Consider the following 25,840-nt stretch of genomic DNA (forward strand, 5'->3'; position numbering starts at 1 on the left):
GACGGCTCTAGGTTAGCTCTAGGTTAGGGTGATATGATCAAGTACATAACAACAATGGAGGCTATGAATGATGAGTGAGTATATCATTGAAACCAACAATCTGACCAAACAATATGGTGAACAGAAAAGTGTGGCGAACCTGAATCTCCATGTAAAGAAAGGACGTATCTACGGACTGCTGGGCCGCAACGGTGCGGGTAAAACCACCACCATGAGAATGCTGTTGAACCTTACCCAGCCTACGTCCGGCGAGGTGCGTATTTTTGGCAAGGATATTCGTAAGAATGAGAAAAAGATACTTCCCCGTATCGGAAGTCTAATCGAATCGCCGGGCTTCTACCCCAATTTGACAGGAACAGAAAATCTGAAGCTCTTTGCAGACTTGCGCGGGATTCCCAGTCGGGATGCAATCAAGAACACGCTGGAACTGGTAGGGCTTCCCTATCGGGACAAAAAGCTGTTTGTTCAATATTCCCTCGGCATGAAACAGCGCCTGGCGATTGCTCTGGCCGTGATGCATGACCCGGAGCTGCTGATCCTGGACGAGCCGATTAACGGACTCGATCCTATCGGTATTGCGGAAGTAAGAAGCTTCATTCGCGATCTTTGCACCGAAAGAGGAAAAACGATCTTGATTTCCAGCCATATCCTCTCGGAGATTGCTCTGCTGGCCGATGATATTGGCATCATTGATAAGGGCGTGCTGCTGGAAGAGGGAAGCTTGAAGGAGCTGGAGCAGAAGAACAGCAAGTACATTCACTTTATGGTATCTGATACCGCACAGGCTGTCCGCCTTTTGGAAAAGAATTTCAACACCTCAAATTTCTATGTGGAAAATAATTACAGTCTGCGTCTGCATGACACGACTCTGCCGATTGCCGCCATCATACGCATGTTTATAGAAAATGGCATTGAAGTATCAGAAGCACATATTTGCGAAGATACATTGGAAGATTATTTCAAAAAGGTCACGGGTGGTGTAGGCATTGCTTAAACTTGTGAAGTGTGAGTTCGCGAAGTTGAAACGGAAAAAATTTGTGATGTTCGTAATTTTGGCGGCCTTTCTTTTCCCAATCCCTTTTACCATGCTTGTTCTAAAGGGTAGCCTTGGATCGATTGATGCCTACGATGGCCTTTTTGGGCTGATAGTAAGCTATGGGCAGCCCCTATTGCTTCCCTGTATATTGGGCATTGTGGCTTCTATGTTATTTTTTATGGAACGAGACAATGACACTCTTAAAAACTTGCGGACGATTCCTGTTTCGGCCATACAAATTGTTAACGCGAAGCTAATCGTCCTGTTTATACTTGGTTTGGTTTTCGCTTTGACCTCAGTAGTCGCTTCCATGCTTGGCGGTGCATGGGTTGGGAATATCCATGGCATTTTTAGCAAATTAGGCATAAGTTCGCTCATTGGAGTGTTATTAACAGCCGGAATATTGCCGGTTGTTGTTGCAATTGTTTTCTTTAATCGGTCTTATGTTTTTTCCGTTTTGCTTACTGTCTTTTATGCAATATTCAACTTTTCAATGGTTACTATAGGGCTTCAATCGACAGTTCCAATCATGAGGTTATTGACCAACATTTTACCCGTACCTCTTATATACCGTTGGTATTTAGGTGTGTCCGTATCTCCAGCGAAATCTTATTATGTAATTATAGAGCCTCATATTTTACCGTTACTTCAGGTTGTCATGACCATTCTGGTTATCGCGGTTGTTTCTTATGCGGCAATAGTTCAGATTTATAAAAAGCGAGAAGATTGAGGTGAGCAAAATGGTGAGAATCATTAAATCTGAAATCACAAAATTAAAGCGTTATTCCATGGTATGGGTTGGATTTGCAGCAATGCTGCTTGTAGTGCTACTAACGCGATTCGAGGCCACTGCCAATAACGGAGTAACGTATACTTTTCAGGATTTTTCAAATGCGGCCATCTGGAACAGCTTTACCTTGATATTCCCCGCTACGATTACATTAATAGCAGGTTATATCATCAACCGCGAGCAAACGGACGATACACTAAAAAACATTTTAACGATCCCTGTTACATTCCGCCGGCTGCTGGTCGGTAAATTGATAACTGTAGGGATGCTGGCCATTTTATTTGGAGCCGTGAGCTTTGTTCTGACCCTTATTGTCTTTTTGATGAGTGGTTTTCCGGGGTTGAGTGCAGCGGTGATGGTACAATCCTTGTTCCAGATGATTGGAATGAATTTATGTATATATTTGGCGGTGTTGCCCATCATTGTTTTTACAAGCCGCAGCACCAACGGGTTTATGGCTGGCGTGGGCTTTGCCTTTTTCTATGGTTTTGTAGGGATTTTCGCTTCAGGGCACAACCTTACAAATGTTTACCCTATTGTAGCAGGACTTGGCATTATTAATTATCAGGAAGTAGGGGGCTCCACATACAATTTGCCATTGTGCTATCTGACAATGTTCCTTGTATTCCTAGTTTCAGTCGCTTTAATCGCGGTAATGGGGAATCGTATAAAAGAGCCTAAGGCAAAGAAGAGAACAGCCCGGCAGAAACATAAGGGAAGGGGCAGGTAACACCTGGAATCCCGTGCCTTGAAAGGAATTTTTTCGATTTCTGGGGCTTGGCCATGTGATATTTTAAAAGCGATTAGAGAGAAGTGATGGCAATGACTATTATGAAACAACCTAAATACCAAAGCCTGGCGGCTCTGTTGATGTGTTTTGTAACACCGACTATTTTTATTATAAGAAAATTCATTCGCGCCACGCTGGAATCACCGTTAGCAGAAGCCCTTATGGTTGTCTATGCGGCCTAGGCAATTGCAGGATTCTGCCTTTCTCTTTATGCAGTAAAAAACAGGAGAGCAAGAACCCTGTTTCCTACATCGCGTTGGTAATTCATTCAGTTTATGTCCTCATCATTCTTGCATCAGGTGTTCCCAGCATGTTGATGAATTTGGCTAAATTGATTTGACGGGATGGACTTATAAACGTGCAAGGAGAGAGGAGGATAACAATAAAAACCAAGGCATTCAGTACACTGGCCCTCATAACCAGCTTGGTCCATGTCCGCTACCGATATTTCCAAATGGCATTCTCGATCATCCCCTTAATAAAATGTAGTCAGACTTAAAGTCGGCCTCAAGCCAGCTTCAGTATCGTCAAGTATGTACTCGCTCCTCCCGGACTTAGAGATGCCGCATTCTCCGACCACACCCGGATGTCAACCGTTTGCCCCGCGTTCAATTTAACCGGAACAGAGCCGGTCGACATTGAATGATTTGCCCCGCCTACTACCCGGTCATCTATATATGCGTAAGCCCCCGCATCTCCATTAAGGTTGACCGACATTCTTGTGATATCCATCCTCAGAGGTAGGAAAATATTTCTGTAGGACCCGAGTTATTTTTCTGTCGTTTTCATAATCCAGATATTTCTTTTGGTCAATTTGGCGATTCCCTATTCGGTTTCCTATGATGGTCCTTCTAAAGCGGAGAAGTCCTTTTTCGGGATCCAGAAATTAGGATTTCCCGCCTCTTCTGAGGTATCCAGCACTAAGGACCAGTATGTATTTACAGCTACCAGGTTGATTAACTTATCGCTTGTCTCCAATAACTTGTTGAGATCTATGGATAAAGATGCTGAAAGGCCGATTCTCCTCGTTAATTTCCAGGAATCCATGGTTAGCTGGGCTTTCAAGGAGAGCCTTGTTGTTGAGGAATCTTATTACTACGTTTTGACGAAGGACAATGAGGTCGTTTCAACTTCTAATCGTTCCGGTTCCCGACCTGTAAGCTGGTCGTCTGCTTTGATGTGATTGCTACGACAGGCTGGTTGTCCGCGGTATTCATTCCATATGATAATCTATTGAAAACGATGCCAAATATGTTCAGCTACACGCTCTATTCCACCGTATTGATCCTTGTCTTATCCATTTTTCTTGCCTCTTTCTTTTCAAGCAAAATTACAATGCTCTTAAGAAACTGACGTGGGGGATTAAACAGATTGGAGAAGGGACTTTTAATACGAGGATTGAAACTTACGGAACTAGCGAAATTAACCTAATTATTCATAAATTTAATCAGATGAACGATAAGATCCAAGTATTGTTCGAGGAAAATTACGAGACGTATTTGAAGGAGATGGAGGCTGAATTGAAGGCGTTGAATTTTCAATTCAACCCGCATTTTCTTTATAACAGACTCAACATTATTAATTATTTGGCAATCGAAAATAAGCAGAGTCGTTCATGGACCCCCAAAATCAAGTAAAGTAAACCGCGAGCATAGCGGTTTTTATTTTTTTGTGATGGAATGAACCTTTTGAGCTGCTCGAGACTCTTAGTAATAGAGGTGAAGACATGGATGTAGTTAATGCAGTTAAGAAAGCCAAAAAGGGGGACAAGGAAGCCTTACTTCAATTGATATTAGCAGAAAAAGAAGCGTATTATCGGCTAGCTTTTTCCTACATGAGGAATGAAGCGGATGCCATGGATGTCTTGGAGGAAATGATCGTGAGGCTTTATGAGCGGATCGGCCAATTGAAGAAAGAAGAGTCCTTTTACACCTGGAGCAAGACCATCCTGGTCAATCAATGCAAACGCTCGTTGAAAAGAAACAATAAGGTAATCCCACTAGGAGACCCAGATGTGAATAAGGGGCACATCAGCTCTATCGGAATATCCGATTACCGCCAAGTGGAAGAGCAGATGGATCTGCAAGCGTTACTGACCCATCTAAACGCTGACCAACGCGAAGCCATTCAACTCAAATATTATCATGATCTGGATTATGGTTCGATTGCTGCGATGACCCGCGTTTCGACGGGAACGGTCAAATCAAGAATTTATCAAGGGCTTCAGAAACTGAGAGCGTTATACGGGAGGAATACAGATGAACAACATTGAAGATCGGTTGTTGGAAGAGAAAGTGCGGTTAAGTGAACTATCCGCCCCAGAAGAGTTGGAAGCAAGATTAAGAAAGGCGTTAAACACCGCAGTCCCCAGAAGAAATGCGAAATGGAATGTAAAAAGAAGTTGGACAAGCGCGGCAGTCGTCCTTGCGGTTATGCTGTTCGCGGGTAATCAATACCATGCGTTAGCCTATTACGGCAAGATGCTGCTCGGCTTTGAAGAAGCCGTATACGACACTCTTAGCGAATTAGACAATCAGGGGAAGGGGCAGGCTCTTAACGAGCGGTTCCAACTTGAGGACGGAACTATGCTTACCATCAACGGCCTTATGTCGGATGAAAATCAATTTATCTTGTACTATACCTTGAGCAACCCGAATGGGCTTCGGAGTCGCGACGGTTTTGATCCTATTGGGATTAGAGGTTTTCAAACGGATTCCCAGAATATACTAGGTGGGGCAACATCTGGGCCAACCGGAGGGGTTACCGAGACCAAAGGATACGTGGCTTTCGATCCTGTCAGCCCGCTTGCCAAGAAATTAACGCTTTCGTATTGGTATAAGCTGCCGGAAAGCTATCAACTACGGGAGGGGGAAATTACGTTCCCTTACCGGCCGGATGAAGCGATGCCTACCAAGATCAAACAATCCGTAAATGTTACCGTTAATGGCCAAACGATAACCATCGGCACAATTACCGCAACTCCGACGATGACTTTGATTAAAGGCACACTTCAAGCGGAAAATGAACAACTGAATCAAACCGTTCTGAATGGAATGAATCTGATCGCCAATGGAGATTCGGTATCTTTATTCAGCAGCTCATGGCATCCCCAGACCGGAGCTTTTTCATTGGCGTATGATGCCCTCCCGGAAAATCTTCAATCTTTACAGCTTATCCTAAAGAAAACGGGTGATACGGTGCAGATACCGGTTAAATAAAAAATTCTTCGACTTAGTAGTTAGCGTGAAATTAAGATAAATTCAGGGAAAGCAGCTACACTTTTTTTTAGGTGAGATAAGCGATATGAATCCAGTGATTGGCTTGGCCGAGAGGGTCGAAACATTAAAGAAGCTTGTAACATATTTTTATCAAATTGCTTTTTATATACTTCAAAATGAGAATCTTGCCATTGAAGCTACGAGGACGGCGCTGATCGAGCTCAGTATGGATGATGAGTTTTTTAGCAAACCTCTAATTGTTCAGCAACAAATTTTGAAAAGAACCAGCATGAATACATCAATAGCGACAAAGCATAAATGATTTACTTGGGCATTTACGGCAGCAGGAAGTAAGCGAGGCGAACTTTGCTCAGGTAGGCACCAAGAGCATAGCCAAGCAAAAAATACAACACCTACCGAAGATGCGGAATAGGTGTTGTACCTTCGGACATTCATCATTTAACTACATCATATCTCCAACTTACATTATTTATCAGAAACATTGAATTCATTTTCAGTGAGTTTAATAGACCGTTTAAGAATAAACAAACAGGTAAAGGAATTACTATACGGGTAGACTAATTTTATTTATAAGTGTAATTAACCGTGTTATCACTGGGCGGTTTAAACGGACTAACGTCCCGGCAATAAACCGAGTATCGTATCAACCACCAGCTCCGGCTGGTCATGAATGACCATATGGCCGCTTTTTTCGGCAACGATTAAATGGCTGTCGGTTGAAATATCGAGCATTTTTTGCTGTCCGGACTGCCAAATCTCCTCGATCTTCCGTCCGCCTGCTACCGAAATTCCCGCTTGGGCGTAATCCTGCGTAACGCCTCGCGCAATAATTCGTACTGGCAACGAGCCTAAACTTTGTCTGCGAATGGCATCTTCGGTGGAATAAGCAAATCTTGCCTCTTCTTCCTTCGCATTAAAGTAGCTTGGGGTAGCAATTTGGGGTAGCAATGATATTGATAAATTGCCCTCTGTCTTCCTCCGCTACCAAGCCCTTCAGTAAATCGTTCTGGAGCAGACGCAAGATTCCCGAATGCTTGAGTAGTTTGAGGGTGGATGCAGGCGGATTTCCAGCGAATTTCTCCTCCTCCAGAATCGTTTTGGTATCTTGAGCTTCATTCTCAGGTCTGGCATCCACAAGCACTAGACCCATAACCTCATCCCGGTAGGTTTGGGCGAATAGCCGGGCATACATTCCACCCAAAGAGTGGCCGACCATAAGGTAAGGCCCTTGTATGCCTTCCTTTTTCAATGCTGTATAAAGTTCGCGGACAATGTTTTCTCCGGTACGTTCGCTGCTCGCCATCTCGCTCCATGCATATCCGGCCCGGTCGTAAGTGACAACGGTAGCGTATGGGGCGAGATCGGTTGGGATATCGCGCCAGGACAAGCTTGTTTCTCCGCTTCCCGATTCGAGAACAATCGTGGGGGAGCCGCCTCCGGATTTTACGAGATGAAGTTCATATCCGCCCGCATCCACCAGTTTGCCAGGTGGAGGGTAATCCCTCGCCCCTTGATTGGAAGCGATGGCTTCATAAGCGAAACCAGAGCCGATGGCAATGGTCATGCTAGCTAATGCGATCAAAGATCATATTTCAGCTTTCTTCATTTAGCCTTCTTCTTTCGCTTTTCGGTTGTGTTCATGTAGAGTTCCTCTCTCGCTTGCATTTATTTAGTACAACGTATTATAAAAATCATTTTAGCACGTTGTATTAAAAAAGAAAAGAACATATAATATAACCATGCCTAAAATCGTGAACCATGATACTCAAAGACGTATAGTCGCAGAAGCTGCATTAAGGGTGATCCGGCAATCGGGCCTGGAGCAGGCCACCGTGCGCAGAATTGCTGAAGAGGCAGGATTGTCCCCCGGTTCCATGCGCCACTATTTCTCTACGCAGGTGGAGCTGTTTTCCTTTTGTATGAATTTGTTTATCGAACGAGTCGAGAAAAGGCTGGAAGCTTTCGAGTTTGAAGGGCCTTTGCTGTGGGATTTAAAGCGGCTGTTGCTGCAGTTTTTGCCCGTCGATGACGAGAGAACTTTAGAAATGGAGGTATGGTTTGCCTTTCATTCAAAAACACTGATCTATACGGAATTGCGAAGGATAGGCTCGACTGTTCAGGATGGATTATATAAAGCTTCGCGTTTCGTTGTGGAGGAGCTTATCAAGAATAAGTTGTCCAGACCCGGCATGGACATCGAGCTGGAGACGGAGAAACTGTACGCGCTCATCGACGGATTAGCTGTGCACAGACTTATGCAACCGAAACGGCTATCAGTTGAAAGGCTGGAATACATCGTTGAATCTCATTTGACCGCGTTATGTACCTTTACGGAAAAGTAAATTAAGCGAATAGCCCAGACGGTGGATATAGGATACTGGACTGTATACTGTATCGCCTTCCCCTGACTGATGCTGAAACTAGCTATGGAACCGCGATAAGGCTCGCTGCAGATGCTTCATGACGTTCAGTTCTTGAAAAGCAACCTTTAATTCTTTTGGTAGTTGGCTCGTCACTCTCACTTTACCAAACGAAGCGGTGTTTTTCTATTTTGCAAGAGGCCTATTTGATCGCTAGGGAATCCAGTAGCTACAAAGATTCAAGTCGATTTTTGCTCTTCGATAGTTGAGTAACTAATATGAATATTTAAAATGGTAATACGTACGAATCATTATATTATAAGTTGGAGGTTCGAGATGAGAAACGAAATAAAATGCCCTGAATGTGGTGGATTTAGTTATGGCAAAGGTAGACCCAACGGCGATGGCAGAATATATCCCATTAAAAAATTCTTCACCATGGGATCAGAAATTATTTATGTTATTTGTACTAAGTGTGGATTTATTGTCAAGAGCTTTGTCATTGATCCTGAAAAATTCGAAGAGAATTAACTACCTGACCTCTGGAATAACCACTAAATGGTAGAAAAAGAGCCGCTAAATCGGTAAAATGTTTGTACTCCTACAAACTCCCGAAATGTGGCGACTCCATGAAAAAGTCCACTACGATCTTGTCTAATCCTCAATCCATTTTGACCCCAGAAGATGTCGAATTGGTTGTAGCTTTCGCAGGTATAAATCCAAGTGTGTTCTCAATTGGTAAGTTTACCGCCATTGGAACCGGATTACGAAGCATGGGTCCACTCTCTTATCCACTTATCTCGCGTTGGCAATTCTTTCAGCATATGTTCTCATCATTCTTGCAGCAGGGGCTCCCAGCATCTTGATGAATTTGGCTAAATTGATTTGACGGGATGGACTTAAACGTGAAAGGAGAGAGGAGGATAACGATAAAAACCAAGGCATTCAGTACACTTGCCCTCATAACCAGCTTGGTCCATGTCGGCTACTGGTATTTCCAAATGGCATTTTCGAGCATCCTCCTTAATTAAATGTAGTCAGACTTAAAATCGACCTCAAGCCAGCTTCAGTATCGTCAAGTATGTACTCGCTCCTCCCGGACTTAGAGATGCCGCATTCTCCGACCACACCCGAATGTCGACCGTTTGCCCCGCGTTCAATTTAACCGGAACAGAACCGGTCGACATTGAATGATTTGCCCCGCCTACTACCCGGTCATCTATATATGCGAAAGCCCCCGCATCTCCATTAAGGTTGACCGACATTCTTGTGCGGTTGGCATCGGTCTGCTGGTTCCATTGCACATAGGTGGACACCAGATAAATTCCGGCAGTCTTGGCTGTAAATACGGAGCTAACCGGATCGTACTGGCCTGTAATATCCGTCGCCTCGACGGTAAAGCTAACCTTGGTCCAACTGGCTGCAGGCACAGCCTGTTGGGCGCCTGCATAGGCGCGTATAAAGCTAGGCTGCAAAATAGACGGACTGCCGCTGAATTCAAAGCCGTCTTTCGTATATTTCTGGGCAATCAGTTTTCCTTCGCCCGTGCCGAGTTGATCGTGCAGCGTCCCGTCGCCATAATCCCAGTCAACGCTTCCTTTGAAGACGACACGCTGCCTGCTGTAATTGCCTTCGAAGGCGACAAGCTTCTTGAGACTATGAGGGAATGCCGTTACTTCGTCGATAAGGATCTGGCTGGCGTTCCCTACGCGTACAAAATACTTGCACAGCGGCTCCCCGTTTACTTTCTGCCCTATTGCCAGACAGGAATCTCTAAATATAATGCTTTTGGAGGGCTCCGCATTGTCCCCGCAGGAGATCTTTACGAAAGCATCCAATCTATGAGACGATCCTACCTCAAACCAGCAGCGATGGAAAAAGGCGGAATCATACGGCGAATGGTGATCTTCAACGATAATAGGCGCGTCCGTCGCACTCCCGTCCTTGACAAATTGGGAGTCCATTACCCGCAGACCTGATCCCCCCTTAACCTTCAGGACCGTGTCGTTGCCGATTGAGTACAGCTCCTTCAAGGTATTCTGACTGGAACCGATACCAAGAAAAACAGCGATTTTGTTATAAAACAAATTAACCGTGTCGAAGCTGTTAACATCGCTATACATTCCCCAAAATCCGTATTCAAACCGTTCGATTTGAACATGACTTAATTCAACATTACCGTTGCCGTTATCCTTAATGGCATAGGTACCCAAACCGTAAGTTCCTCGATTACTGGCCACTGCCATGGGGTTGTTCAGCGTGGCTCTGATACCTCCGACCGACGTTAAATTCAAGTGTGAAAGCGTGAATCCTTGGACGGCATCGGAGAACCCGTTGCCAGATGTGCCGAGCTCGAACAATGGTCCCGTACCCGTAAAATTAATACGAGTGCCGCCTTCGGTTTTCCCGGAAGGGTCATTTGGCCGTCCTTGCCGGATCCCTATAATTTGAATCCCGCGTTGTCCGATTTGTATGGTCGAGGCGATCGTATACTCCGCTTTGGCCAAATAAATTTTCCTGTTATTCGTGCCGCTGTCGTTAATGTGTTTAATAACCCGCTTGAACCGCTCCGTATCGTCTGTCTCAGGAGGAATAATTGGGAAGTCCTCCTCCAAATCGATCCAGACATGGTTCAGCTTTCGTTCCACAATGCCCAGTTCAGTCTCGTAATTCTTGTGCTTCTTCTTTTTCTCCGTATCATATACCGCCTCTGTTACACTCATGCCCAAGGCTTTGTTCTCCAACAGGCCTCCAGCCAGTAAGGCGGTTCCGGCTGCTCCGATGGTCATCAGCAACTTTCTGCGAGTGATTGGTGCTTTCTCGACAGGCTTATCGCTATTATTGACATTACGAGTATCGTCTCCCATTGCGTTCGCTCCTTTTCCCTATCATTTCAGATGCGAGATCTACCTTGCATGTAAATGCTTTACAAAATGAGTGAACAAGCTGTCCTCCGTTATAATACCGACATCATAAAAATATCTATTTCTGGATATTTCAGTATTATCATGCTATTGTTTTGCTATCGGATAGGAAACCTCTTTTCTCGACCACCTCCTACATGCTTTAATCATAAGCATTCGGAAGAGCAGTAGATACGAACAATCGGTACATTTGTATAACGATCCGCATCAGATCCAACACGATGTGCGGTCAGAACCGGCCGCATGGAAAGGATGAAGGCATGCCGTATCACAAATCTTTGCAAACAAAGTCGATTTTGTCATTTCTGATCGTAATTGCACCATTAATTTTTCTCACGTTTTATATCAATTTCAGTGGGATGAAGGCGACACGATTGCAGACTGCGCAATCCACTCAGAATTTACTGACACTTTATACGGAACAGATCAGCCGCTACTTGACCGAGGCGGAAGATTACTTGATTAACATTGTCGCAACCAATTCAGACTTGCTGACGCTGAGCATCATCCCTTTCGAGCATGTCGATTACAAACTTGCCAAAGCCTCGCTTCAGGAGACGATCCGCAATGATATGGCCTTTATGGGTATCGTGCGATATATGTTTATGTACAATCGTACAAATGGGGATTTCCTGCTGATTGACAAAGATACCAGAGATTCTACGCTGGAAGAAGAGTATAAATCTCTTGCGAAGCACTGGAGGCTCAACATTCATGAGCGGAACTGGCAGCTTCACAGAATGAACGGGGAGCTCATGCTGGTGAAAATCAATCAGTTCGATCCCGATATCTTGATAGGCATGTCTCTTCCCGTACGCAATATGATGGTTCCGCTTCATCTGCTTGATTTGGGAGTGAGCGGCAGCGCTTATATTATGGATGATACCGGAGTGCCGGTTACGCCCTCTACACTTACATCCCCTCAGGAAGGGGAGCTTCGGGAGCTGCTGGTTGGTTTGCAGCGGGGCTCGTTCGAGCTAGCGGGCGATCATGGAGACGAAGGCATGCTTGCTGTAGTGGAGCCCATCGAAAAAGCAGGCCTTCGGTTAGGGATTGTCATGGCGGAAGCTAATTTCCTGAAACCCCTCCATGAGCTGCAGCAGGCGCTATATATCATCCCTTTTGCCGCGATTATTGTGCTCTTGCTGTATATCTTGATGATGAGACGGCTCCTATTCAAGCCGATTCTATCTCTGGTTCGTGGCATTCGAGATATGCTGAAGGGAAACTTTAATGTCAAGGTCGAGGAGAAGGGTAGCGGAGAACTCATATTTCTGACGTATAATTTCAATAAAATGGTTTCTCAAATCGAAAATTTGAAGATCGATCTATACGAGGAACAGCTGAGGACGAATCAAGCGGAGCTTAAGCAACTGCAGATGCAGATTAATCCTCATTTTTATATGAACACATTAAATATCATTAATAGCTATGCCGCTTTACGGGAGTATGAGCCGATTGAAGAGCTCGCCATGCTGCTCGCGGATTATTGCCGCTTCACGATGCGTGCCAATCTTGATCCGATCTCTTTGTGCTCGGAGTTGAACCATATAAGGAACTATTTACATATTCAGAAAATGCGATTTGAAGCAAAACTGACGTTTTCGATCGATGCCGACGAAGAAACCCTGAACTTCCCTATTTTACCCCTAACCGTGCAGCCATTTGTTGAAAATGCCATTATTCACGGTTTCAAAGGCGGTTCCCACGCGCTTGATATCCGGGTTACCTCAGCCATTCAAATGGATGGAGAAAAAAAGCTGATTGAGCTCACCGTCCGCGATAACGGGCCAGGCTTTAAAAAGGATGTGTTGCATAGCATTCGGGAAGGACGCCTAGAGGCCGATTCGAGTACTCACTTGGGCATATGGAACGTTTCCCAGAGGACCAAGGTGAAGTATGGAGGCAAAGGAACCATTACTTACGGGAACGGAGAACACGGAGGGGCGGTTGTTATTCTACGTCTACCGTTCCTAGCAGAATGACAAGGAGATGAATTCGGGATGTGTACGCTGCTTGTAGTCGACGATGAGAGGGTGGCTGTCAAAGGGATCGTTCGCGGCATTGACTGGAGCGAGACGCCGGTGACCCGGGTGCTGGAAGCGTACGATACGCTGTCTGCCATCGATATGATGGAGCGGGAATCTGTCGATTTGCTAGTTACCGATATTGAAATGCCGGACAAAAACGGCATTGAATTGCTCGAATGGGTGAATGATAACCGTCCTGCCGTCAAGACCGTCATTCTGACGGGACATGCCGATTTCGAGTATGCACGACGGGCCGTTCAGCTTGGGTGTTATGAATATGTTTTGAAACCGTTCCGCTACAATCACCTCAAAGAAACGGTCACTGCTATGGCAATCGAGCATCAGGAAGAGATGGAGCATGTGATAATAAGCGAGCGATACCAGATTTATGCGATGGAATGGGAGCGTCAGGTACCTGTGCTCCTGGAAAGGTTTTGGCAGGATATATTGTCCGAACGGCAATTGATGACGCCGGAGCAGCTGGAGATGGCTTTCTCTCTTTATCGTTTGCCGGAAGAAGCCCGTGATGGTGTCACGGTCGTGTTAATCAGTACGGAGGATTGGCTGGGCGAATTCAACTCACGGGATGAGGAAATTTTAGAGTTTGCGTTGCGGAACGCAGCGGGCGAACTTCTGCTAAATCGAATGCCGGGCACGATTGTTCATGAGCGAAGCGGGACAACACTGGCTTTGATTTACGGCAAACCGCTTGATAACGAACAGCTGCGGGAACTTCAGTGCGATTGCGAGGCGTTCATGATCAGTTGCAGGGACTATTTGCATTGCCTTGTATCCTGCTACATTGCCGAACATCGTCCGATCGACCGTGTGACTTCGGCACATCGGAGTCTTCAGACGCTGGAGAAAGAAAACGTATCGCTTACGAACGCTATCGTACTGGAACGCGACAGTGTCGCCACGCCTGCGGGACCGGTTGGAATGCCTTGGCTGCCGGATTGGCTCATCCTCCTAGACACGGGCGAGAAGGGCGAGGTTATGAGACGGTTTGACGAGTTGTTCGGTTCGTTGAGGAAGGATGCACATGTGTCGGTGGAGACCTTGATCGCTCTCTACAATGGTTTTGTATATTTGCTATATTACACGGTCAATCGGAAAGGGTACTCACTAGAGCAGATCGGTATGAACGGAAGCGGTGAAGAAGCTGATCGTGCCACGCGTTCAGTCGAGCATCTTCGCCAATTTCTGCATAAACGCCTGTCCGACGCAGCTGATCTGCTTACACGGGGCGACCGCTGCTTAACGATGCAGACCGTCAAAGTGAAGCGTTACATCGAAGAGAACCTTCATGAGGAACTATCGCGCGAGTCGATCGCAAGCCAGGTGTATCTAAATCCGGCTTATATGGCGCGTCTGTTTAAGAAAGAATCGGGCATGTCTCTTTCGGATTATATTCTGAAAAGGCGCATGGAGAAAGCCCGTAAGCTTTTGGCTCAATCCAGCGAGAAAATTACAGCCATCATTGATCAAGTCGGTTTTCAGAACGGCTCTTATTTCACCAAAATGTTCAAAAAGGAAGTCGGTATAACACCGCAAGAGTACCGAAGACAGTATCGGAGCAATTAACAGCGGGACGTTCGTTTCCAGTAAGGAGGCGGGCGTCCCGCATTGTCTGTCTGGGTACGAATCGTTATACAAAAGTGCCTGTTGTTCGTATTTTCCCACCTCCTGATTGTTTATGATGAAAGCAGAAAGGAGGTGGCATAGCAATATGAACTCAAATCCGGATGCCGCATTTTCCGCTTCCATTCGTGGTCGTAAAGAGAACACCTTGCTGCGGAATGTCCGAAAGCATAAGTATTTGTATCTTCTAGGTCTTCCGGGTATGATTTTTTTTCTTGTGTTCAAATATATTCCGATGTACGGCGTATTGATCGCTTTCCAGGATTACAATGCTTTTAAAGGTGTTTGGGGCAGCAATTGGGTTGGCTTGGAACATTTCAAACGACTTTTTATGGAAAACGATTTCTGGATGATTACCGGCAATACGGTACTGATCAGCCTCCTTGGCTTGGTCTTCCTGTTCCCGGCTCCGATTCTTCTCGCCCTGCTTATGAACGAACTGCGCTCGGCTGCTTACAAGAGGGCAATACAGACAGTCATTTATTTGCCTCACTTTATATCCTGGGTTATCGTCATGAGCCTTACTTATCTGTTTTTCTCCTCCGAGCAAGGCTTGATTAACAAGCTCATCCTGGCTCTGGACGGTGAGAAAATCGCTTTTCTGTTCGATACTTCCTACTTCTATCCTCTCATTGTTTCTCAGGGATTATGGAAGGACGTCGGCTGGGGGACCATCATCTACCTTGCGGCTATAGCAGGAGTTAATCCATCGCTGTATGAAGCAGCCAAGATCGATGGAGCGGGCAAGCTTGACCAGATCCGGCACATTACGATTCCAGCGATCATGGCTACGGTCGTCATCCTGTTTATCCTGTCACTCGGGAATATGCTGGATGTGAATTTCGAGCAGATGTATCTCATGCAAAATCCAATCAATACGCACTTGTCCGAAGTATACGATACTTATGTGTTCAAAGTGGGCGTACAACAGGGACAGTTCAGCTTTAGCACGGCCGTAGGCTTGTTTAAATCGGTTATCGGGCTGGTACTCGTGTTGGGTGCCAATAAATTGGCTAACCGGTTCGGCCGGGAAGGAATTTGGTAAAATAGGAGGCTCTCATGCCAATATCCAGGTCATCCGCTCTTTATCAGGCGTCCATCGGTACACTCTTGCTTCTTGTGGCGGCGACGATGCTTGTACCGTTCCTGTACATTTTTGCGATTTCCTTCACCGACCCGGAGGTTTATCGCAGCAATACCTTCATTCTCTGGCCTGAACGCTGGTCTTTTGCGGCTTACGAGCTTGTCCTTTCCGGACACGGCATTGTAAGCGCGCTGAAGGCTTCGCTGTTCATAACACTGATTGGAACGCCAATGGCCGTAACGGTCAGTAGCTCATTCGCCTACATGCTTTCCAAGCGATCCTTGCCCGGCCGCAAAACGATGCTCAATCTGATAGTATTTACACTTCTATTCTCACCAGGTTTGATACCGGGTTATCTGCTCATCAAGGAACTTCACATTCTGGACACCTGGTGGTCGATTATTCTGCCCGGCGTTACGAATGCCTGGACGCTGCTGGTGATGAAGAGCTTCTTCGAATCGCTTCCGGGCGAGCTTGAGGAAGCAGCGATTATGGACGGATGCAACCCTCTTCAAACCTATTTCCACATTATTCTTCCACTTTCCAAGGCTCCTTTGGCCGCGTTCACCTTATTTTTCGCGGTCGGCTATTGGAATACGTATTTCAATGCGGTACTGTATCTCAACGATGTAGAGAAATGGCCGCTTCAGCTGTTTCTCCAGCAGGTAATCAACTCCGCAAGCTTGGAACTGTTCGCAGACCCGGCAACGCTAGCCAACCTCACTCAGAATAAAAGTCCCGTACCGCCTGAGGTTGTCAAGATGGCGGCTGTAATCGTCGTGACACTACCGATTTTGATCGTATATCCGTTTCTTCAAAAACATTTTGCCAAAGGTGTGCTGATTGGTTCGGTTAAAGGTTGAATTTCTTCGATCACGAAGGGTTGCAAGCTGCCGATCTAAGATTAAAAGAAAGTCTCATGAAAAAAGATATAACAAGGAGATCCCCAAAATGAAGATTGTGAAAAGAAAAAAATGGGCTTTGTCGGCGGCAGTCATACTGACCGTCATCGCAATGATCGGCTGTTCATCGGAGACCGAGCCGCCGGTATCAGGCCAGCCGCTTAATCTGTCTATCTTTGCCCCGACCTATGGGGGGGCGCTGCCGGATACTGGCGGCCAGATCCAGATGGAAGTCGAGATGCGCAGCAACACGAAGCTGAATATTACATGGGTTCCTGTCAGCGATTGGGAGAAGCGGCTTAATGTCGCCATTGCCGCGAACAATCTTCCTGATCTTATCGTAACCAAGACGATTCCCGGGCAGCTTTTCTCCTCTACGGTTGCCCAAGCAATCGAGAACGGACAGTTAATGGACCTTACAGAATATGTGAGAGCGGACGATTTTGCCGCCAAGTATCCTAATCTGGGCAAATACCCGAAGGAAATATGGGATCATTCGGAATTCAAAGGCAAAATCTACAGTCTTCCCTGGGGAGTGACTCCCCGGGCCAATCTATCCGGGTTTATCATGCGAAAAGACTTGTTCGACAAATCTGGCCTGAAGGTGCCGATTACTGTTGATGAATTAGCAGATACGCTGATCGAACTGTCCGATCCTCCTAAATTGTATGGTCTTCAATTTACCGGAAAGACGTTGGATACCAGCAACCTGAAGCCGATCGCGGTCGCTTACACAGGTGTCCAGGATTGGGGTGTAGATGAACAGGGTAATTTCATGTTCCAAGCGTTCATGCCGGAATATAAGGGCTTTCTGAACTGGGTTAAGAAGTTGTACGACGCGAGGGTGATCGAACAAGAATTTTCGCTCGGCCAGAACGCTTCGAATTTCAGTAAAGGCAACTCGGCCATGATGATCCATGTCTGGTGGAATGCTGCACAGACCAGCATGAATCACTGGTTCGCGAAGGAGGCGCCTGCGGAAGCGGAAGTCATGCGTATTATGCCGGTTCAAGGCCCCCGGGCCTATGCAATAGCTGTACAGCCGGGCTTTAATAATCCGGTTGTTATAAATACCAAATTTGACAAAGCCAAGATGCCGCAACTGCTCAAGGTTTACGATTACTTCGCTTCGCAGGAGTTTCAGGATTTTGTGCAATATGGACTAGAAGGCGTTCATCATAACGTGGTGGACGGCAAGAAGGTGCTGATTCCGGACATTCCGGACGACGGTCGCGGCCAATTTAGCAGCATGCTGAATGCCGTGTACCGAGATTTCCTGGAGGAAGCCCGTCTGGCAGGCCTATCCGATGAAAATTACAAGCAGATGAAGGCCGTTTCCACATTCGCTGAGGAGACCGTTGCGAAGCAAGGACCGGGAATTCCCCAGTGGAATCTTTCGTCACCGACTTTCATGAGCAAGTGGAACGCAGTCATCAAGGATCTGGACGATAATCGGGATAAGGTGGTCATGGGCAAGATGTCCATCGAGGAATGGGATAAATACGTACAGGGGGTTACTTCTTCGGAAACATACCGGCAAATTCTGAAAGAATTCAAGGAACAGTACGCCAAAAATCGTTCATAAAGGGGGCCCGCCAGCAAAACGCTAAAAACGTACGTTAAGCAAATAAAGCCGATTTTCCTGTACGCTAAGGAAGAGCGGCTTTATTTAATTAAGAGACTTACAAATTAATAAAAAGTTCGTTAAATCTTGCAGAACCATACTCGTTGTAATCCCCAGCGCCAAGATTGATAACGATATGGAAAGTGTCGTTCCATTTATGGTGGGTTGTATCACTTTATGAAATGCGAATGAGTCTGACTCGCCAGTATTAAGGACTTGGATGTTTGGAATATTTTTAACGATTTGAAATATTATCTTTTGTTTTTCAAAATCAGTAAACTTCACGCCCTTGGTTCATTCAACAAATATTTCGTATACCATAGAATCCCTCCATTGTCTTTTTTATTAGAGTATAACTTGGTATCATTGTATCCCACCTCTGTTTATTAATTTTCATTCATTATTACGTGTGCATAGAGATATCGCTTTGGTCATACGCCGAAAAGTATGCTCCTGTTGATCTTCATCAATTCGTGGGCACAGCAGACTATGTACGACTTAGGACGTGCCTTTCTTTTTACGAGGCCAAAGAGTGTAACTGAAGCTGATAAGAAAGTCTATAGCCAGAACAAGCGACCAGATCTGCATCACTTGAAGCAGAGCGGCCGTTCGGCTCCCTTCATTTACCATGATAATCATCCCATATAAAATGACGCATCCGATTGCCCAAGCGAACAAATGAAGCAGAAAACTGCTTCGTTCCTCTCTTGCATGCTTATCGCCAAATTTGACCTTTTTCAACGGAGCAGGCCCCCCGGCGAACCAATGAGCAAAGTGGACGTCCAACCAACGAATCATACGATGACCGAATGCAATTGAAGCACCAATGTAGATCGCTGCAAGTCCATGCGAAAAACTTGCCTGTGCGCCCCCTTTTAAATCAACAACTGCGGAAATCAGAAGTATACAGTCGATTACGGGGGTGCAATACAATAGAATAACACTCATCTTCTTGCGTCCTAACAGATAGCGGCATGCTAAGCCGGCAATCACGAAGAGCCAGAACGCAATCTCGCAACCGATAATAATGGCAAGAATCATGCGAAAATCCACTTCCTTTTTAGCACAAATGTATTATAAAAAGATAAGGTTATTATAGCACTGTTGTATTAAAATACAAGTGTGTTAAAATAAATTTATGCCAAAAATCGTGGATCACAATCAAAGGAAAGAAGCATTAGCGGAAGCAGCTTGGCGTGTCATACGGCGGGAAGGGATAGATGGGCTATCGGTTCGCCGTGTCGCGGACGAGGCGGGGTTGTCACTGGGCTCGCTACGGCATTATTTTGAGACGCAAGCCGAGCTGCTTACATTTTCAATGCAGCTTGTATCAGAACGAGTCCATATGCGTATTCAGCGACTGACTTTTAAAGGGGAACCGCGTCACGATATGGAGCTTGTTATTGCAGAACTTATGCCATTCAATGAAGAACGGCGTGTCGAAGCTGAAGTATGGTTAGCCTTTGCTGGGAAAGCCATTGCCGACCCCGTTATCCAAGCCCTAGGCCAAGAAGCCCATGACCAGCTTTATGCTGGGTTTCGTCGGATGATCGATTTGCTCGTCACACATAATTTGATGAGAAGCAGTATTGATGCCGAGTTCGAAGCGAAGCGGTTGCATGCGCTTGTCGACGGACTTGTTTTACATCACACTGCTTTCCCTGAAAGATTAACCAGAGAGGACATATCGCGCGTGATCGCTAGTCATTTGGATAGCTTCGTTATGAAGTAGCTTTTAGTAGGATCGATGCGATACTATGCTACTGAAAATTAGGAAAAAAACGCCTGTTCGTCGTATGGCGAAGGGGGCAACAGCAGAGAGGACAGACGAATTATTTTCGGCCTGCCCTTTCCTAATCATATGCATGGCCTCGATTCCCTTTAACGTCTGTTCTGCAGTTAGAAGTGATATGAAACCAAGTATCGGTTTTGTGATTTTTTTATGAATCAATGATCTTGCTCCACAATGTTGTTTAGAACCTTTGTCAGTCTAATCAAGGTTTCTTTTGGTAAGGCTTTTTCATTTATTAATTCTTGTATGGCAGGTGGATATGCCGGGTTTTCCCCATAGAATCAACGGCCCGATTTAAATACTTCCATTGACCTTTGACTTTGATGTAGGTTTCGTCCGTGCACCACGAATCGTTTGAGAGTTTCAAATAGCTACGGGTTCCTTTATCTATTTCGGGTCCAAACTCATGGACCCATCTCATGATCGTTGTATGGGATATCTTTAAATCCCGCTCGCTCATCATTTCTACAATGTCTCGGTAGCTTAAACTATATTTTAGATACCATCTTAAATAAATCCAATTTGGTTTCCATACAGTTCCAACGCTTCATTGAATCGGGGGACTCCTTTGTCTGGTTGGTTCATGATACGCCTGATGGATTGGAAAATAATACTCGCCATCCCAGGTTATACTCATATTTCTCTAAATTACAAACCTTGGATGGAGAAACCTTTGCCTATCTACGCATCAGCTTGGATATCATGGGCTGGTTAACCTCCATTACAAATGGGTTTCAGGTTAAACAAACCTATTACATCATGGACGGGGATGGTAATTCGATTCTGAAGACCCAGGACCAATGGGCGGATACTCAGCCTCAAGAGATGTTGTCTTTGTTTAGAATGAACCCGTTGGCTTATGTAGGGGATTCTCGGAATTTGTTTATTTATAATGGAATTTATTTGCCAAATACAGATTGGTACTTGGTCAATAGGTTTCCACTAGAGGCCTTGTCAGGAAATATCCGCTCGATGAAAAATCAGGTGATGATTTCTCTGTCGATTACGGTAGTTATTTTTATCGGTATTACTTTTGCGATCGTTTCCACGCTTTTGCGTCCCTTACGTAAATTGCAAAACAAAATGACTGAGCTTGTTGAACGCAATCTGGATGTTCGTATTCCCGAGAGCACTTATAAAGGTGAAATTCTTCTGCTGGCCCAAGCCTTTAATCAGATGATTGATGATATAGGTCGCCTGATTTCCCGCTTGAGAGTAGAGGAACGACAGAAGGAAGCCATTCGCTTCCAGATGTTGATGTCTCAGATGAATCCGCATTTTTTGCTGAACACACTTAACACTGTAAAATGGAATGCAAGAAGTCATGACGATACGGGCACCTTTGAATTATGCCAAAATCTTGGGAGATTATTGGAATGCAGCCTCAATATTGTTGTAGATTTGGTGCATTTGAAGGATGAGATTGATCTTGTCAAGGTTTACGTGCATATTCAGTCCTTCCGTTATGATCATACCTTTGTGACGGAATATGAGATGGAGGAGGTTTTGGCATATGCCCTGGTTCCGAAGCTAAGCTTGCAGCCGCTTGTAGAGAATGCGATTTATCATGGTTTGGTGCATATGAAGGCTGGGGAAAAATCAAGATATGTGCAGTAAGAGAGGGCGGGAAGCTTAATTTGATTGTACAGGATAATGGGTAGGGTCAGGGGAATAACGGCACTTCCTCCGAACGTAAAAGAAAAGGGATCGGTCTGGGCAATTTAATGGAAAGATTGCTGCTTCTATATAAGGGAGAGGCAGAACTCAAGCTTCATCCTCTGGAACAGGGCATGCAGGTTCAAATCCAAATTCCGCTTCTGATGTCTACGCCCTATGACAAGGAGGAACCCCATGTGGACCATACTATTAGTTGAGGACGAGCCCTTTGTCCGAAGATCGATTCGCAGTGCGATTCATTGGGAAGAAGCCGGATTCACTATTATTGGCGAGGCTTCACATGGTTTGGAGGCTCTGGAATTTATGGGTAAGCAGCAGCCCGATATCGTCATATCGGATATCATCAAAATATTCAAGCGCTGGACAGAGTTAACACCTAGTGAATACAGAAATTACAAAAAAAGGAATAATCAATGAAAAAAATCGGTCGATTGACATGGTTTTTTCTCCGAATGTCCTAAATGAATGGGTATCATGGAAAGGTATAGTAGAGTCATGAACCGCGTCGCCGCCGTCGCCGGGGTTCACCGTTAATATAAAGGGATTATATAGATATCCAGGGGGTTGAATATGAAAAACGGTTTTTATCGTATGTTATTTTCTTACTTGCCATTATTTTTCATGATTACCTTCATTCTTGTAGCCATCTTTCTCCTTGCAACCGCAGAGCAATCCCGCAAGCAAGCAGCGCAAGTAAACGATACCTTTGCCCGATATGTGATGACGGCTATGGAGGATGTATTAAGGGGAATCGAGCAGATGGTATTAATGGAGATGATGAAGGAAGATATTGCACAATTGTTTTTCATACCGGATCAGCAGGAGAAGGATTCCTTATCTTTATTCAAGCTATCCCAACGATTTAACGCGATTACATCGAATTCTCTTATTGATTCCATGTATGTATATCTCAAGAAAGACAAGAAAGTGCTTAGTCTCAACCGTTATGAGAATGTCGAGGACTTTGGTGACAAAGCCTTTATTGATCAGTGGCTGGATACCGATCAACCCGTAGCTTGGACGAATGAACGCACCTACAGGGAGTTTTCGAGCCAAGGGGAAGAGCGTCAGGTGGTGTCCTTGGTGAAACCTTATCCTATACTGGCAGGTGACCGGGGGATTATCGTTGTCAATATTAGTGTCTATTGGCTGGAGCAGATGCTTAAGAAATATGAGTCTGAGAATGGCTATGTCCATCTGTTAGACGGCAATGGCAAGGTCATTACATCAAATTCTGTACATATGGAGAATGCTATTCGTATCCATGAGACGGAAGCTCTGGTTCCGTCGCCATTAACCGGCTGGTCTATCAAAACCGGCTTAAGTAACGGCAATCTGATACGTAAAACGAGCACATTCTCGTATATTTGGGTTTCACTCGCACTATTGACCTTCGTGTTTGGAACCCTGAGCTTAATTGCTATCACGCGCAGAAACTATCGCCCCATCGCTCATATTGTGGAGCGGATTGGTCGCTTCTCGGTCAAAAAATCGTCCAATGACTATCACTTTATTGAATCTGCCCTGGATGACCTGCTGGAGAGAACGACTGCCTATCAGAAAAAGCATGAAGAGGATCTAATTTTCAAGCGGCAATATCTTTTCCAAGACTTGGTTGATGGTGTACCCCGATCAGATGTAAAAGACTGGAATCGTGAGCTCAAGGAGCTAGGCGTTTTTCCAGAATCTACTCAGGCTGGGAGCAGTCGGATTGTTATAGCTGTGGTAGAAATAGACAGATTCGCGCAATTTTCTTATGTATATACACCAAGGGATCAGCAATTATTTAAATTTGTGATCACGAGTGTTATTAAGGAATTAGCCGAGCAGCAGAGCATATCGGTATGGGTAGAATGGGTCGGTATGGATAGGCTAGGAGTAATCCTGTTTCTGCCAGACCGATTGTTGTCGCCCGTGTTCGCGGTTAGACAGCTGCTTGAGGAGTCCCAGGCCTGGGTTGATCTTCAGCTTGATTTTACCATAACAGCTGGAGTCGGCTCTCCGGCGGAGGACGAGAATGGGATTTCTCTTTCTTACCGAGAAGCTATCAAAGCCTTAAGCTTCAAACCCTCTCTTGGCTATAATCGGGTTATCGGTTACTGGGATTTGGAGGATCGAGAAGTATGGAATCCTTATGATTTATTCCGCCATATAAGGAAGCTTGCAGCTGCTTACCGATTGAGAGAGGCTGAATGGAGCGCCTTGCTTGGGGAGCTTTTTCAACAATTGCGCAATAGCCTTTGTACCCGTGAGGATATCGTAGGACTCATGATGTTTCTTAATGATCAACTGATTCGTGAAATCAGCGAGGGTCCGAAAGAACTGGCCGAATGGTGGAAGGCTCATGTACTATCCAAACTGGATACGGTATTAGGAAAGGCATTATCGGTTGATGATCTGGAACGAGATTACAGAAGGGTACTGGAAGAAGCCCTATACGCAATGGGTTCTTCACAAGGAGAGCATCATCAGTATCATGTATTAACAGAAATTAAGGCTTACATTGACACAGCCTTTCGTGATCCCAATATGTCATTGGATGATGTGAGCAGTCGGTTCGATATGAGTGCCAAGCATTTGAGTCGAACGTTTAAGGAAGTGTTTGGTGAAAAATTTATCGATTATTTGACCCGGATGCGAATTGATTACGCGAAACGAAGAATCAGGGATTCCAATGATTCGATCCAGAGCATTGGCATTGAATCGGGTTACCCGCATATCCATACATTTATCCGAGTGTTTAAGAAGCTGATGGGACGTACACCGGGAGATTACCGCAAAGATATTGAGAATTAAGGATTTAACGTATAACCGGATTGTTCACGACTTGTTGAAAGCTAACAAGTCGTGAACAATCCGCTTTTTTTGATGTACAGGATTTTTGTACATCTGTAATGGAAAGAAGAACATTGAAATAGAGTGGGTCCGCAGTTAAGTTTGAGTAGCGTTAAGATGTCCAAGCGAACGGAGGTGAAAAAAATTGATTCAGGCAACTTCCTTGCAAAAAGAGACGGCACCAGCCGCTAATACTAAAGTCTATAAGAAATGGGATAAAAAACGATTCAAAGAAAATATCCCATTGCTGCTGATGTTCACCCCTATCCTTATTTTTTATTTATTATTTAAGTACGTGCCTATGTTCGGATTGGTCATTGCGTTTAAGAATTATAACTTTGCCGATGGAATCTGGGGAAGTCCGTGGACAGGCTTGGATAATTTTAAACTCATCTTCAATAGTGAGCCTACCTTGAACGTTATTCGTAATACCCTTCTGTTAAGCGGACTAAGTATTATAGTTGGTTTTCCGTTCCCTATCCTGCTGGCGATTCTCTTGAACGAGGTACGTAAAGCTGTATTTAAGCGAGTGATTCAAACCATCGTATACTTGCCCCATTTTTTAAATTGGGTAATCGTTGGAGGGCTTATCGTTCTGATCTTCTCTCAACAATCCGGTACGCTTAATCAGTGGATCGAACGTTTCACAGGCAGCTCTTATCCATTCCTTTATAATGAAGCATCGTGGATTACCATATTCGTCGGGTCCGGTATTTGGAAGGGGGCAGGCTGGGGGGCGATCATCTATTTAGCGGCGCTTTCTGCCATTGACACTAGTCTCTACGAAGCTGCTGGTATGGACGGAGCTGGCAAGCTCAAGCAAATATGGTACATATCACTCCCAAGTATTCGTCCCACTATTGTGCTGCTCTTTATTCTAAGCATGGGCAATATGATGGAGGTTGGGTTTGACCAGGTTTATGTGCTGCAGAATCCCGCTATCCAAAGCGTAGCTGAGGTCATTAGCACATGGAATTACAAAGTGGGGTTAAATGGGGCTAGATTCAGTTTGGCGACAGCCATGGGTTTGTTTGAATCGCTAGTAGGACTTATATTCGTGCTTGGCGCAAACTCCATAGCCCGTCGTTATAATCAAGGATTGTGGTAATTTGGAGG

General features: G+C 45.2%; 25 protein-coding genes and 2 pseudogenes. 21 read left to right on the plus strand and 6 right to left on the minus strand.

The window, feature by feature from the left end; all coding sequences use genetic code 11:
- Positions 1–70 precede the first annotated feature (70 nt).
- The 4 genes from BK127_RS31430 to BK127_RS44065 all read left to right on the plus strand — a co-directional run bounded on the left by BK127_RS31430 (position 71) and on the right by BK127_RS44065 (position 2,798).
- Positions 71–994: an ABC transporter ATP-binding protein gene (locus tag BK127_RS31430; protein ID WP_076236056.1), complete on the plus strand. Its 924-nt coding sequence runs from the start codon at positions 71–73 to the stop codon at positions 992–994.
- A gap of 4 nt (positions 995–998) precedes the next feature.
- Entirely contained in the window at positions 999–1,766 is a 768-nt protein-coding gene (locus BK127_RS31435) for an ABC transporter permease (protein WP_256711535.1), read from the plus strand.
- Between the two features lie 13 nt (positions 1,767–1,779).
- On the plus strand, positions 1,780–2,556 hold the full coding sequence (locus BK127_RS31440; RefSeq protein ID WP_218639058.1) for an ABC transporter permease: 777 nt from the start codon (positions 1,780–1,782) through the stop codon (positions 2,554–2,556).
- Between the two features lie 101 nt (positions 2,557–2,657).
- Positions 2,658–2,798 carry a hypothetical protein gene (locus BK127_RS44065; protein WP_179097676.1) on the plus strand — a complete coding sequence of 47 codons (141 nt, stop codon included), beginning with the start codon at positions 2,658–2,660 and terminating at the stop codon, positions 2,796–2,798.
- A gap of 325 nt (positions 2,799–3,123) precedes the next feature.
- Here BK127_RS44065 and BK127_RS31445 read toward each other — a convergent pair whose 3' ends face one another.
- A complete protein-coding gene (locus BK127_RS31445; protein WP_076236059.1) occupies positions 3,124–3,333 on the minus strand; it encodes a hypothetical protein in 210 nt (69 codons plus the stop codon).
- A 632-nt stretch (positions 3,334–3,965) separates the two neighbouring features.
- Here BK127_RS31445 and BK127_RS45850 point away from each other — a divergent pair.
- The 5 genes and pseudogenes from BK127_RS45850 to BK127_RS31470 form a co-directional block, all read left to right on the plus strand.
- Positions 3,966–4,058, plus strand: a pseudogene (locus BK127_RS45850) (hypothetical protein); the annotation flags it as partial.
- Positions 4,059–4,067: 9 nt separating this feature from the next.
- A complete protein-coding gene (locus BK127_RS31455) occupies positions 4,068–4,253 on the plus strand; it encodes a sensor histidine kinase (RefSeq protein ID WP_076236061.1) in 186 nt (61 codons plus the stop codon).
- Positions 4,254–4,342: 89 nt separating this feature from the next.
- Positions 4,343–4,888, plus strand: coding sequence for a sigma-70 family RNA polymerase sigma factor (locus tag BK127_RS31460; protein ID WP_076236062.1), 546 nt, complete (start codon positions 4,343–4,345; stop codon positions 4,886–4,888).
- The gene (locus tag BK127_RS31465; protein ID WP_076236063.1) at positions 4,875–5,834 is read left to right on the plus strand and encodes a DUF4179 domain-containing protein; all 960 of its coding nucleotides are present in this window, start codon (positions 4,875–4,877) and stop codon (positions 5,832–5,834) included. The genes BK127_RS31460 and BK127_RS31465 overlap by 14 nt, the downstream gene beginning before the upstream one ends.
- A gap of 85 nt (positions 5,835–5,919) precedes the next feature.
- Positions 5,920–6,156: a hypothetical protein gene (locus BK127_RS31470; protein WP_076236064.1), complete on the plus strand. Its 237-nt coding sequence runs from the start codon at positions 5,920–5,922 to the stop codon at positions 6,154–6,156.
- 311 nt (positions 6,157–6,467) lie between these two features.
- Here the strand turns inward: BK127_RS31470 and BK127_RS45085 are convergent, their stop codons facing one another.
- Together BK127_RS45085 and BK127_RS45090 are read right to left on the minus strand one after the other, a co-directional pair.
- A complete protein-coding gene (locus tag BK127_RS45085; RefSeq protein WP_256711531.1) occupies positions 6,468–6,803 on the minus strand; it encodes an alpha/beta hydrolase in 336 nt (111 codons plus the stop codon).
- Positions 6,769–7,437, minus strand: coding sequence for an alpha/beta fold hydrolase (locus tag BK127_RS45090; protein WP_256711532.1), 669 nt, complete (start codon positions 7,435–7,437; stop codon positions 6,769–6,771). Before BK127_RS45090 ends, BK127_RS45085 begins: the two co-directional genes overlap by 35 nt.
- Before the next feature lie 157 nt (positions 7,438–7,594).
- On the opposite strand from BK127_RS45090, the gene BK127_RS31480 reads away from it, so the two are divergent.
- Entirely contained in the window at positions 7,595–8,197 is a 603-nt protein-coding gene (locus BK127_RS31480) for a TetR/AcrR family transcriptional regulator (protein ID WP_076236065.1), read from the plus strand.
- 354 nt (positions 8,198–8,551) lie between these two features.
- The gene (locus BK127_RS31485) at positions 8,552–8,746 is read left to right on the plus strand and encodes a transcription initiation factor TFIIIB (RefSeq protein WP_076236066.1); all 195 of its coding nucleotides are present in this window, start codon (positions 8,552–8,554) and stop codon (positions 8,744–8,746) included.
- 524 nt (positions 8,747–9,270) lie between these two features.
- On the opposite strand, the gene BK127_RS31490 is transcribed toward BK127_RS31485, so the two are convergent.
- Positions 9,271–11,082, minus strand: coding sequence for a C1q-like domain-containing protein (locus BK127_RS31490; protein WP_076236067.1), 1,812 nt, complete (start codon positions 11,080–11,082; stop codon positions 9,271–9,273).
- 317 nt (positions 11,083–11,399) lie between these two features.
- Here BK127_RS31490 and BK127_RS31495 point away from each other — a divergent pair, with 317 nt between their 5' ends.
- From BK127_RS31495 to BK127_RS31515, 5 genes are all read left to right on the plus strand, one after another.
- Positions 11,400–13,124: a cache domain-containing sensor histidine kinase gene (locus tag BK127_RS31495; RefSeq protein WP_076236068.1), complete on the plus strand. Its 1,725-nt coding sequence runs from the start codon at positions 11,400–11,402 to the stop codon at positions 13,122–13,124.
- Between the two features lie 18 nt (positions 13,125–13,142).
- Positions 13,143–14,753 carry a response regulator transcription factor gene (locus BK127_RS31500; RefSeq protein ID WP_076236069.1) on the plus strand — a complete coding sequence of 537 codons (1,611 nt, stop codon included), beginning with the start codon at positions 13,143–13,145 and terminating at the stop codon, positions 14,751–14,753.
- Between the two features lie 145 nt (positions 14,754–14,898).
- Entirely contained in the window at positions 14,899–15,855 is a 957-nt protein-coding gene (locus tag BK127_RS31505; protein ID WP_076236070.1) for an ABC transporter permease, read from the plus strand.
- 14 nt (positions 15,856–15,869) lie between these two features.
- On the plus strand, positions 15,870–16,757 hold the full coding sequence (locus BK127_RS31510; protein WP_076236071.1) for a carbohydrate ABC transporter permease: 888 nt from the start codon (positions 15,870–15,872) through the stop codon (positions 16,755–16,757).
- An 88-nt stretch (positions 16,758–16,845) separates the two neighbouring features.
- Positions 16,846–18,381, plus strand: coding sequence for a type 2 periplasmic-binding domain-containing protein (locus BK127_RS31515; protein ID WP_076236072.1), 1,536 nt, complete (start codon positions 16,846–16,848; stop codon positions 18,379–18,381).
- A gap of 537 nt (positions 18,382–18,918) precedes the next feature.
- On the opposite strand, the gene BK127_RS31520 is transcribed toward BK127_RS31515, so the two are convergent.
- Positions 18,919–19,461 (minus strand): hypothetical protein, encoded by a 543-nt coding sequence (locus BK127_RS31520; RefSeq protein WP_076236073.1) that lies wholly within the window; start codon positions 19,459–19,461, stop codon positions 18,919–18,921.
- A gap of 109 nt (positions 19,462–19,570) precedes the next feature.
- On the opposite strand from BK127_RS31520, the gene BK127_RS31525 reads away from it, so the two are divergent.
- The gene (locus BK127_RS31525; RefSeq protein ID WP_256711533.1) at positions 19,571–20,152 is read left to right on the plus strand and encodes a TetR/AcrR family transcriptional regulator; all 582 of its coding nucleotides are present in this window, start codon (positions 19,571–19,573) and stop codon (positions 20,150–20,152) included.
- Positions 20,153–20,155: 3 nt separating this feature from the next.
- Here BK127_RS31525 and BK127_RS31535 read toward each other — a convergent pair.
- A pseudogene (locus BK127_RS31535) lies at positions 20,156–20,729 on the minus strand (IS6 family transposase).
- A gap of 59 nt (positions 20,730–20,788) precedes the next feature.
- Here BK127_RS31535 and BK127_RS31540 point away from each other — a divergent pair.
- The 4 genes from BK127_RS31540 to BK127_RS31555 all read left to right on the plus strand — a co-directional run bounded on the left by BK127_RS31540 (position 20,789) and on the right by BK127_RS31555 (position 25,832).
- Entirely contained in the window at positions 20,789–21,829 is a 1,041-nt protein-coding gene (locus BK127_RS31540) for a sensor histidine kinase (protein WP_076236076.1), read from the plus strand.
- A gap of 234 nt (positions 21,830–22,063) precedes the next feature.
- Positions 22,064–22,306, plus strand: coding sequence for a response regulator (locus BK127_RS31545; protein ID WP_076236077.1), 243 nt, complete (start codon positions 22,064–22,066; stop codon positions 22,304–22,306).
- 153 nt (positions 22,307–22,459) lie between these two features.
- Positions 22,460–24,685: a helix-turn-helix domain-containing protein gene (locus BK127_RS31550; protein ID WP_076236078.1), complete on the plus strand. Its 2,226-nt coding sequence runs from the start codon at positions 22,460–22,462 to the stop codon at positions 24,683–24,685.
- Positions 24,686–24,872: 187 nt separating this feature from the next.
- The gene (locus tag BK127_RS31555) at positions 24,873–25,832 is read left to right on the plus strand and encodes an ABC transporter permease (protein WP_076236099.1); all 960 of its coding nucleotides are present in this window, start codon (positions 24,873–24,875) and stop codon (positions 25,830–25,832) included.
- Positions 25,833–25,840 lie beyond the last annotated feature (8 nt).

It is taken from the genome of Paenibacillus sp. FSL H7-0331 (genome assembly GCF_001956045.1).

What these genes read in the sequence shown, in the direction of transcription:
- BK127_RS31430 (WP_076236056.1), top strand. Translation starts at nt 71, where the DNA reads ATGAGTGAGTATATCATTGAAACCAACAATCTGACCAAACAATATGGT.
- BK127_RS44065 (WP_179097676.1), top strand. Translation starts at nt 2,658, where the DNA reads ATGAAACAACCTAAATACCAAAGCCTGGCGGCTCTGTTGATGTGTTTT.
- BK127_RS31445 (WP_076236059.1), bottom strand. Translation starts at nt 3,333, where the DNA reads ATGTCGGTCAACCTTAATGGAGATGCGGGGGCTTACGCATATATAGAT.
- BK127_RS31455 (WP_076236061.1), top strand. Translation starts at nt 4,068, where the DNA reads ATGAACGATAAGATCCAAGTATTGTTCGAGGAAAATTACGAGACGTAT.
- BK127_RS31460 (WP_076236062.1), top strand. Translation starts at nt 4,343, where the DNA reads ATGGATGTAGTTAATGCAGTTAAGAAAGCCAAAAAGGGGGACAAGGAA.
- BK127_RS31465 (WP_076236063.1), top strand. Translation starts at nt 4,875, where the DNA reads ATGAACAACATTGAAGATCGGTTGTTGGAAGAGAAAGTGCGGTTAAGT.
- BK127_RS31470 (WP_076236064.1), top strand. Translation starts at nt 5,920, where the DNA reads ATGAATCCAGTGATTGGCTTGGCCGAGAGGGTCGAAACATTAAAGAAG.
- BK127_RS31480 (WP_076236065.1), top strand. Translation starts at nt 7,595, where the DNA reads ATGCCTAAAATCGTGAACCATGATACTCAAAGACGTATAGTCGCAGAA.
- BK127_RS31485 (WP_076236066.1), top strand. Translation starts at nt 8,552, where the DNA reads ATGAGAAACGAAATAAAATGCCCTGAATGTGGTGGATTTAGTTATGGC.
- BK127_RS31490 (WP_076236067.1), bottom strand. Translation starts at nt 11,082, where the DNA reads ATGGGAGACGATACTCGTAATGTCAATAATAGCGATAAGCCTGTCGAG.
- BK127_RS31495 (WP_076236068.1), top strand. Translation starts at nt 11,400, where the DNA reads ATGCCGTATCACAAATCTTTGCAAACAAAGTCGATTTTGTCATTTCTG.
- BK127_RS31500 (WP_076236069.1), top strand. Translation starts at nt 13,143, where the DNA reads ATGTGTACGCTGCTTGTAGTCGACGATGAGAGGGTGGCTGTCAAAGGG.
- BK127_RS31505 (WP_076236070.1), top strand. Translation starts at nt 14,899, where the DNA reads ATGAACTCAAATCCGGATGCCGCATTTTCCGCTTCCATTCGTGGTCGT.
- BK127_RS31510 (WP_076236071.1), top strand. Translation starts at nt 15,870, where the DNA reads ATGCCAATATCCAGGTCATCCGCTCTTTATCAGGCGTCCATCGGTACA.
- BK127_RS31515 (WP_076236072.1), top strand. Translation starts at nt 16,846, where the DNA reads ATGAAGATTGTGAAAAGAAAAAAATGGGCTTTGTCGGCGGCAGTCATA.
- BK127_RS31520 (WP_076236073.1), bottom strand. Translation starts at nt 19,461, where the DNA reads ATGATTCTTGCCATTATTATCGGTTGCGAGATTGCGTTCTGGCTCTTC.
- BK127_RS31545 (WP_076236077.1), top strand. Translation starts at nt 22,064, where the DNA reads ATGTGGACCATACTATTAGTTGAGGACGAGCCCTTTGTCCGAAGATCG.
- BK127_RS31550 (WP_076236078.1), top strand. Translation starts at nt 22,460, where the DNA reads ATGAAAAACGGTTTTTATCGTATGTTATTTTCTTACTTGCCATTATTT.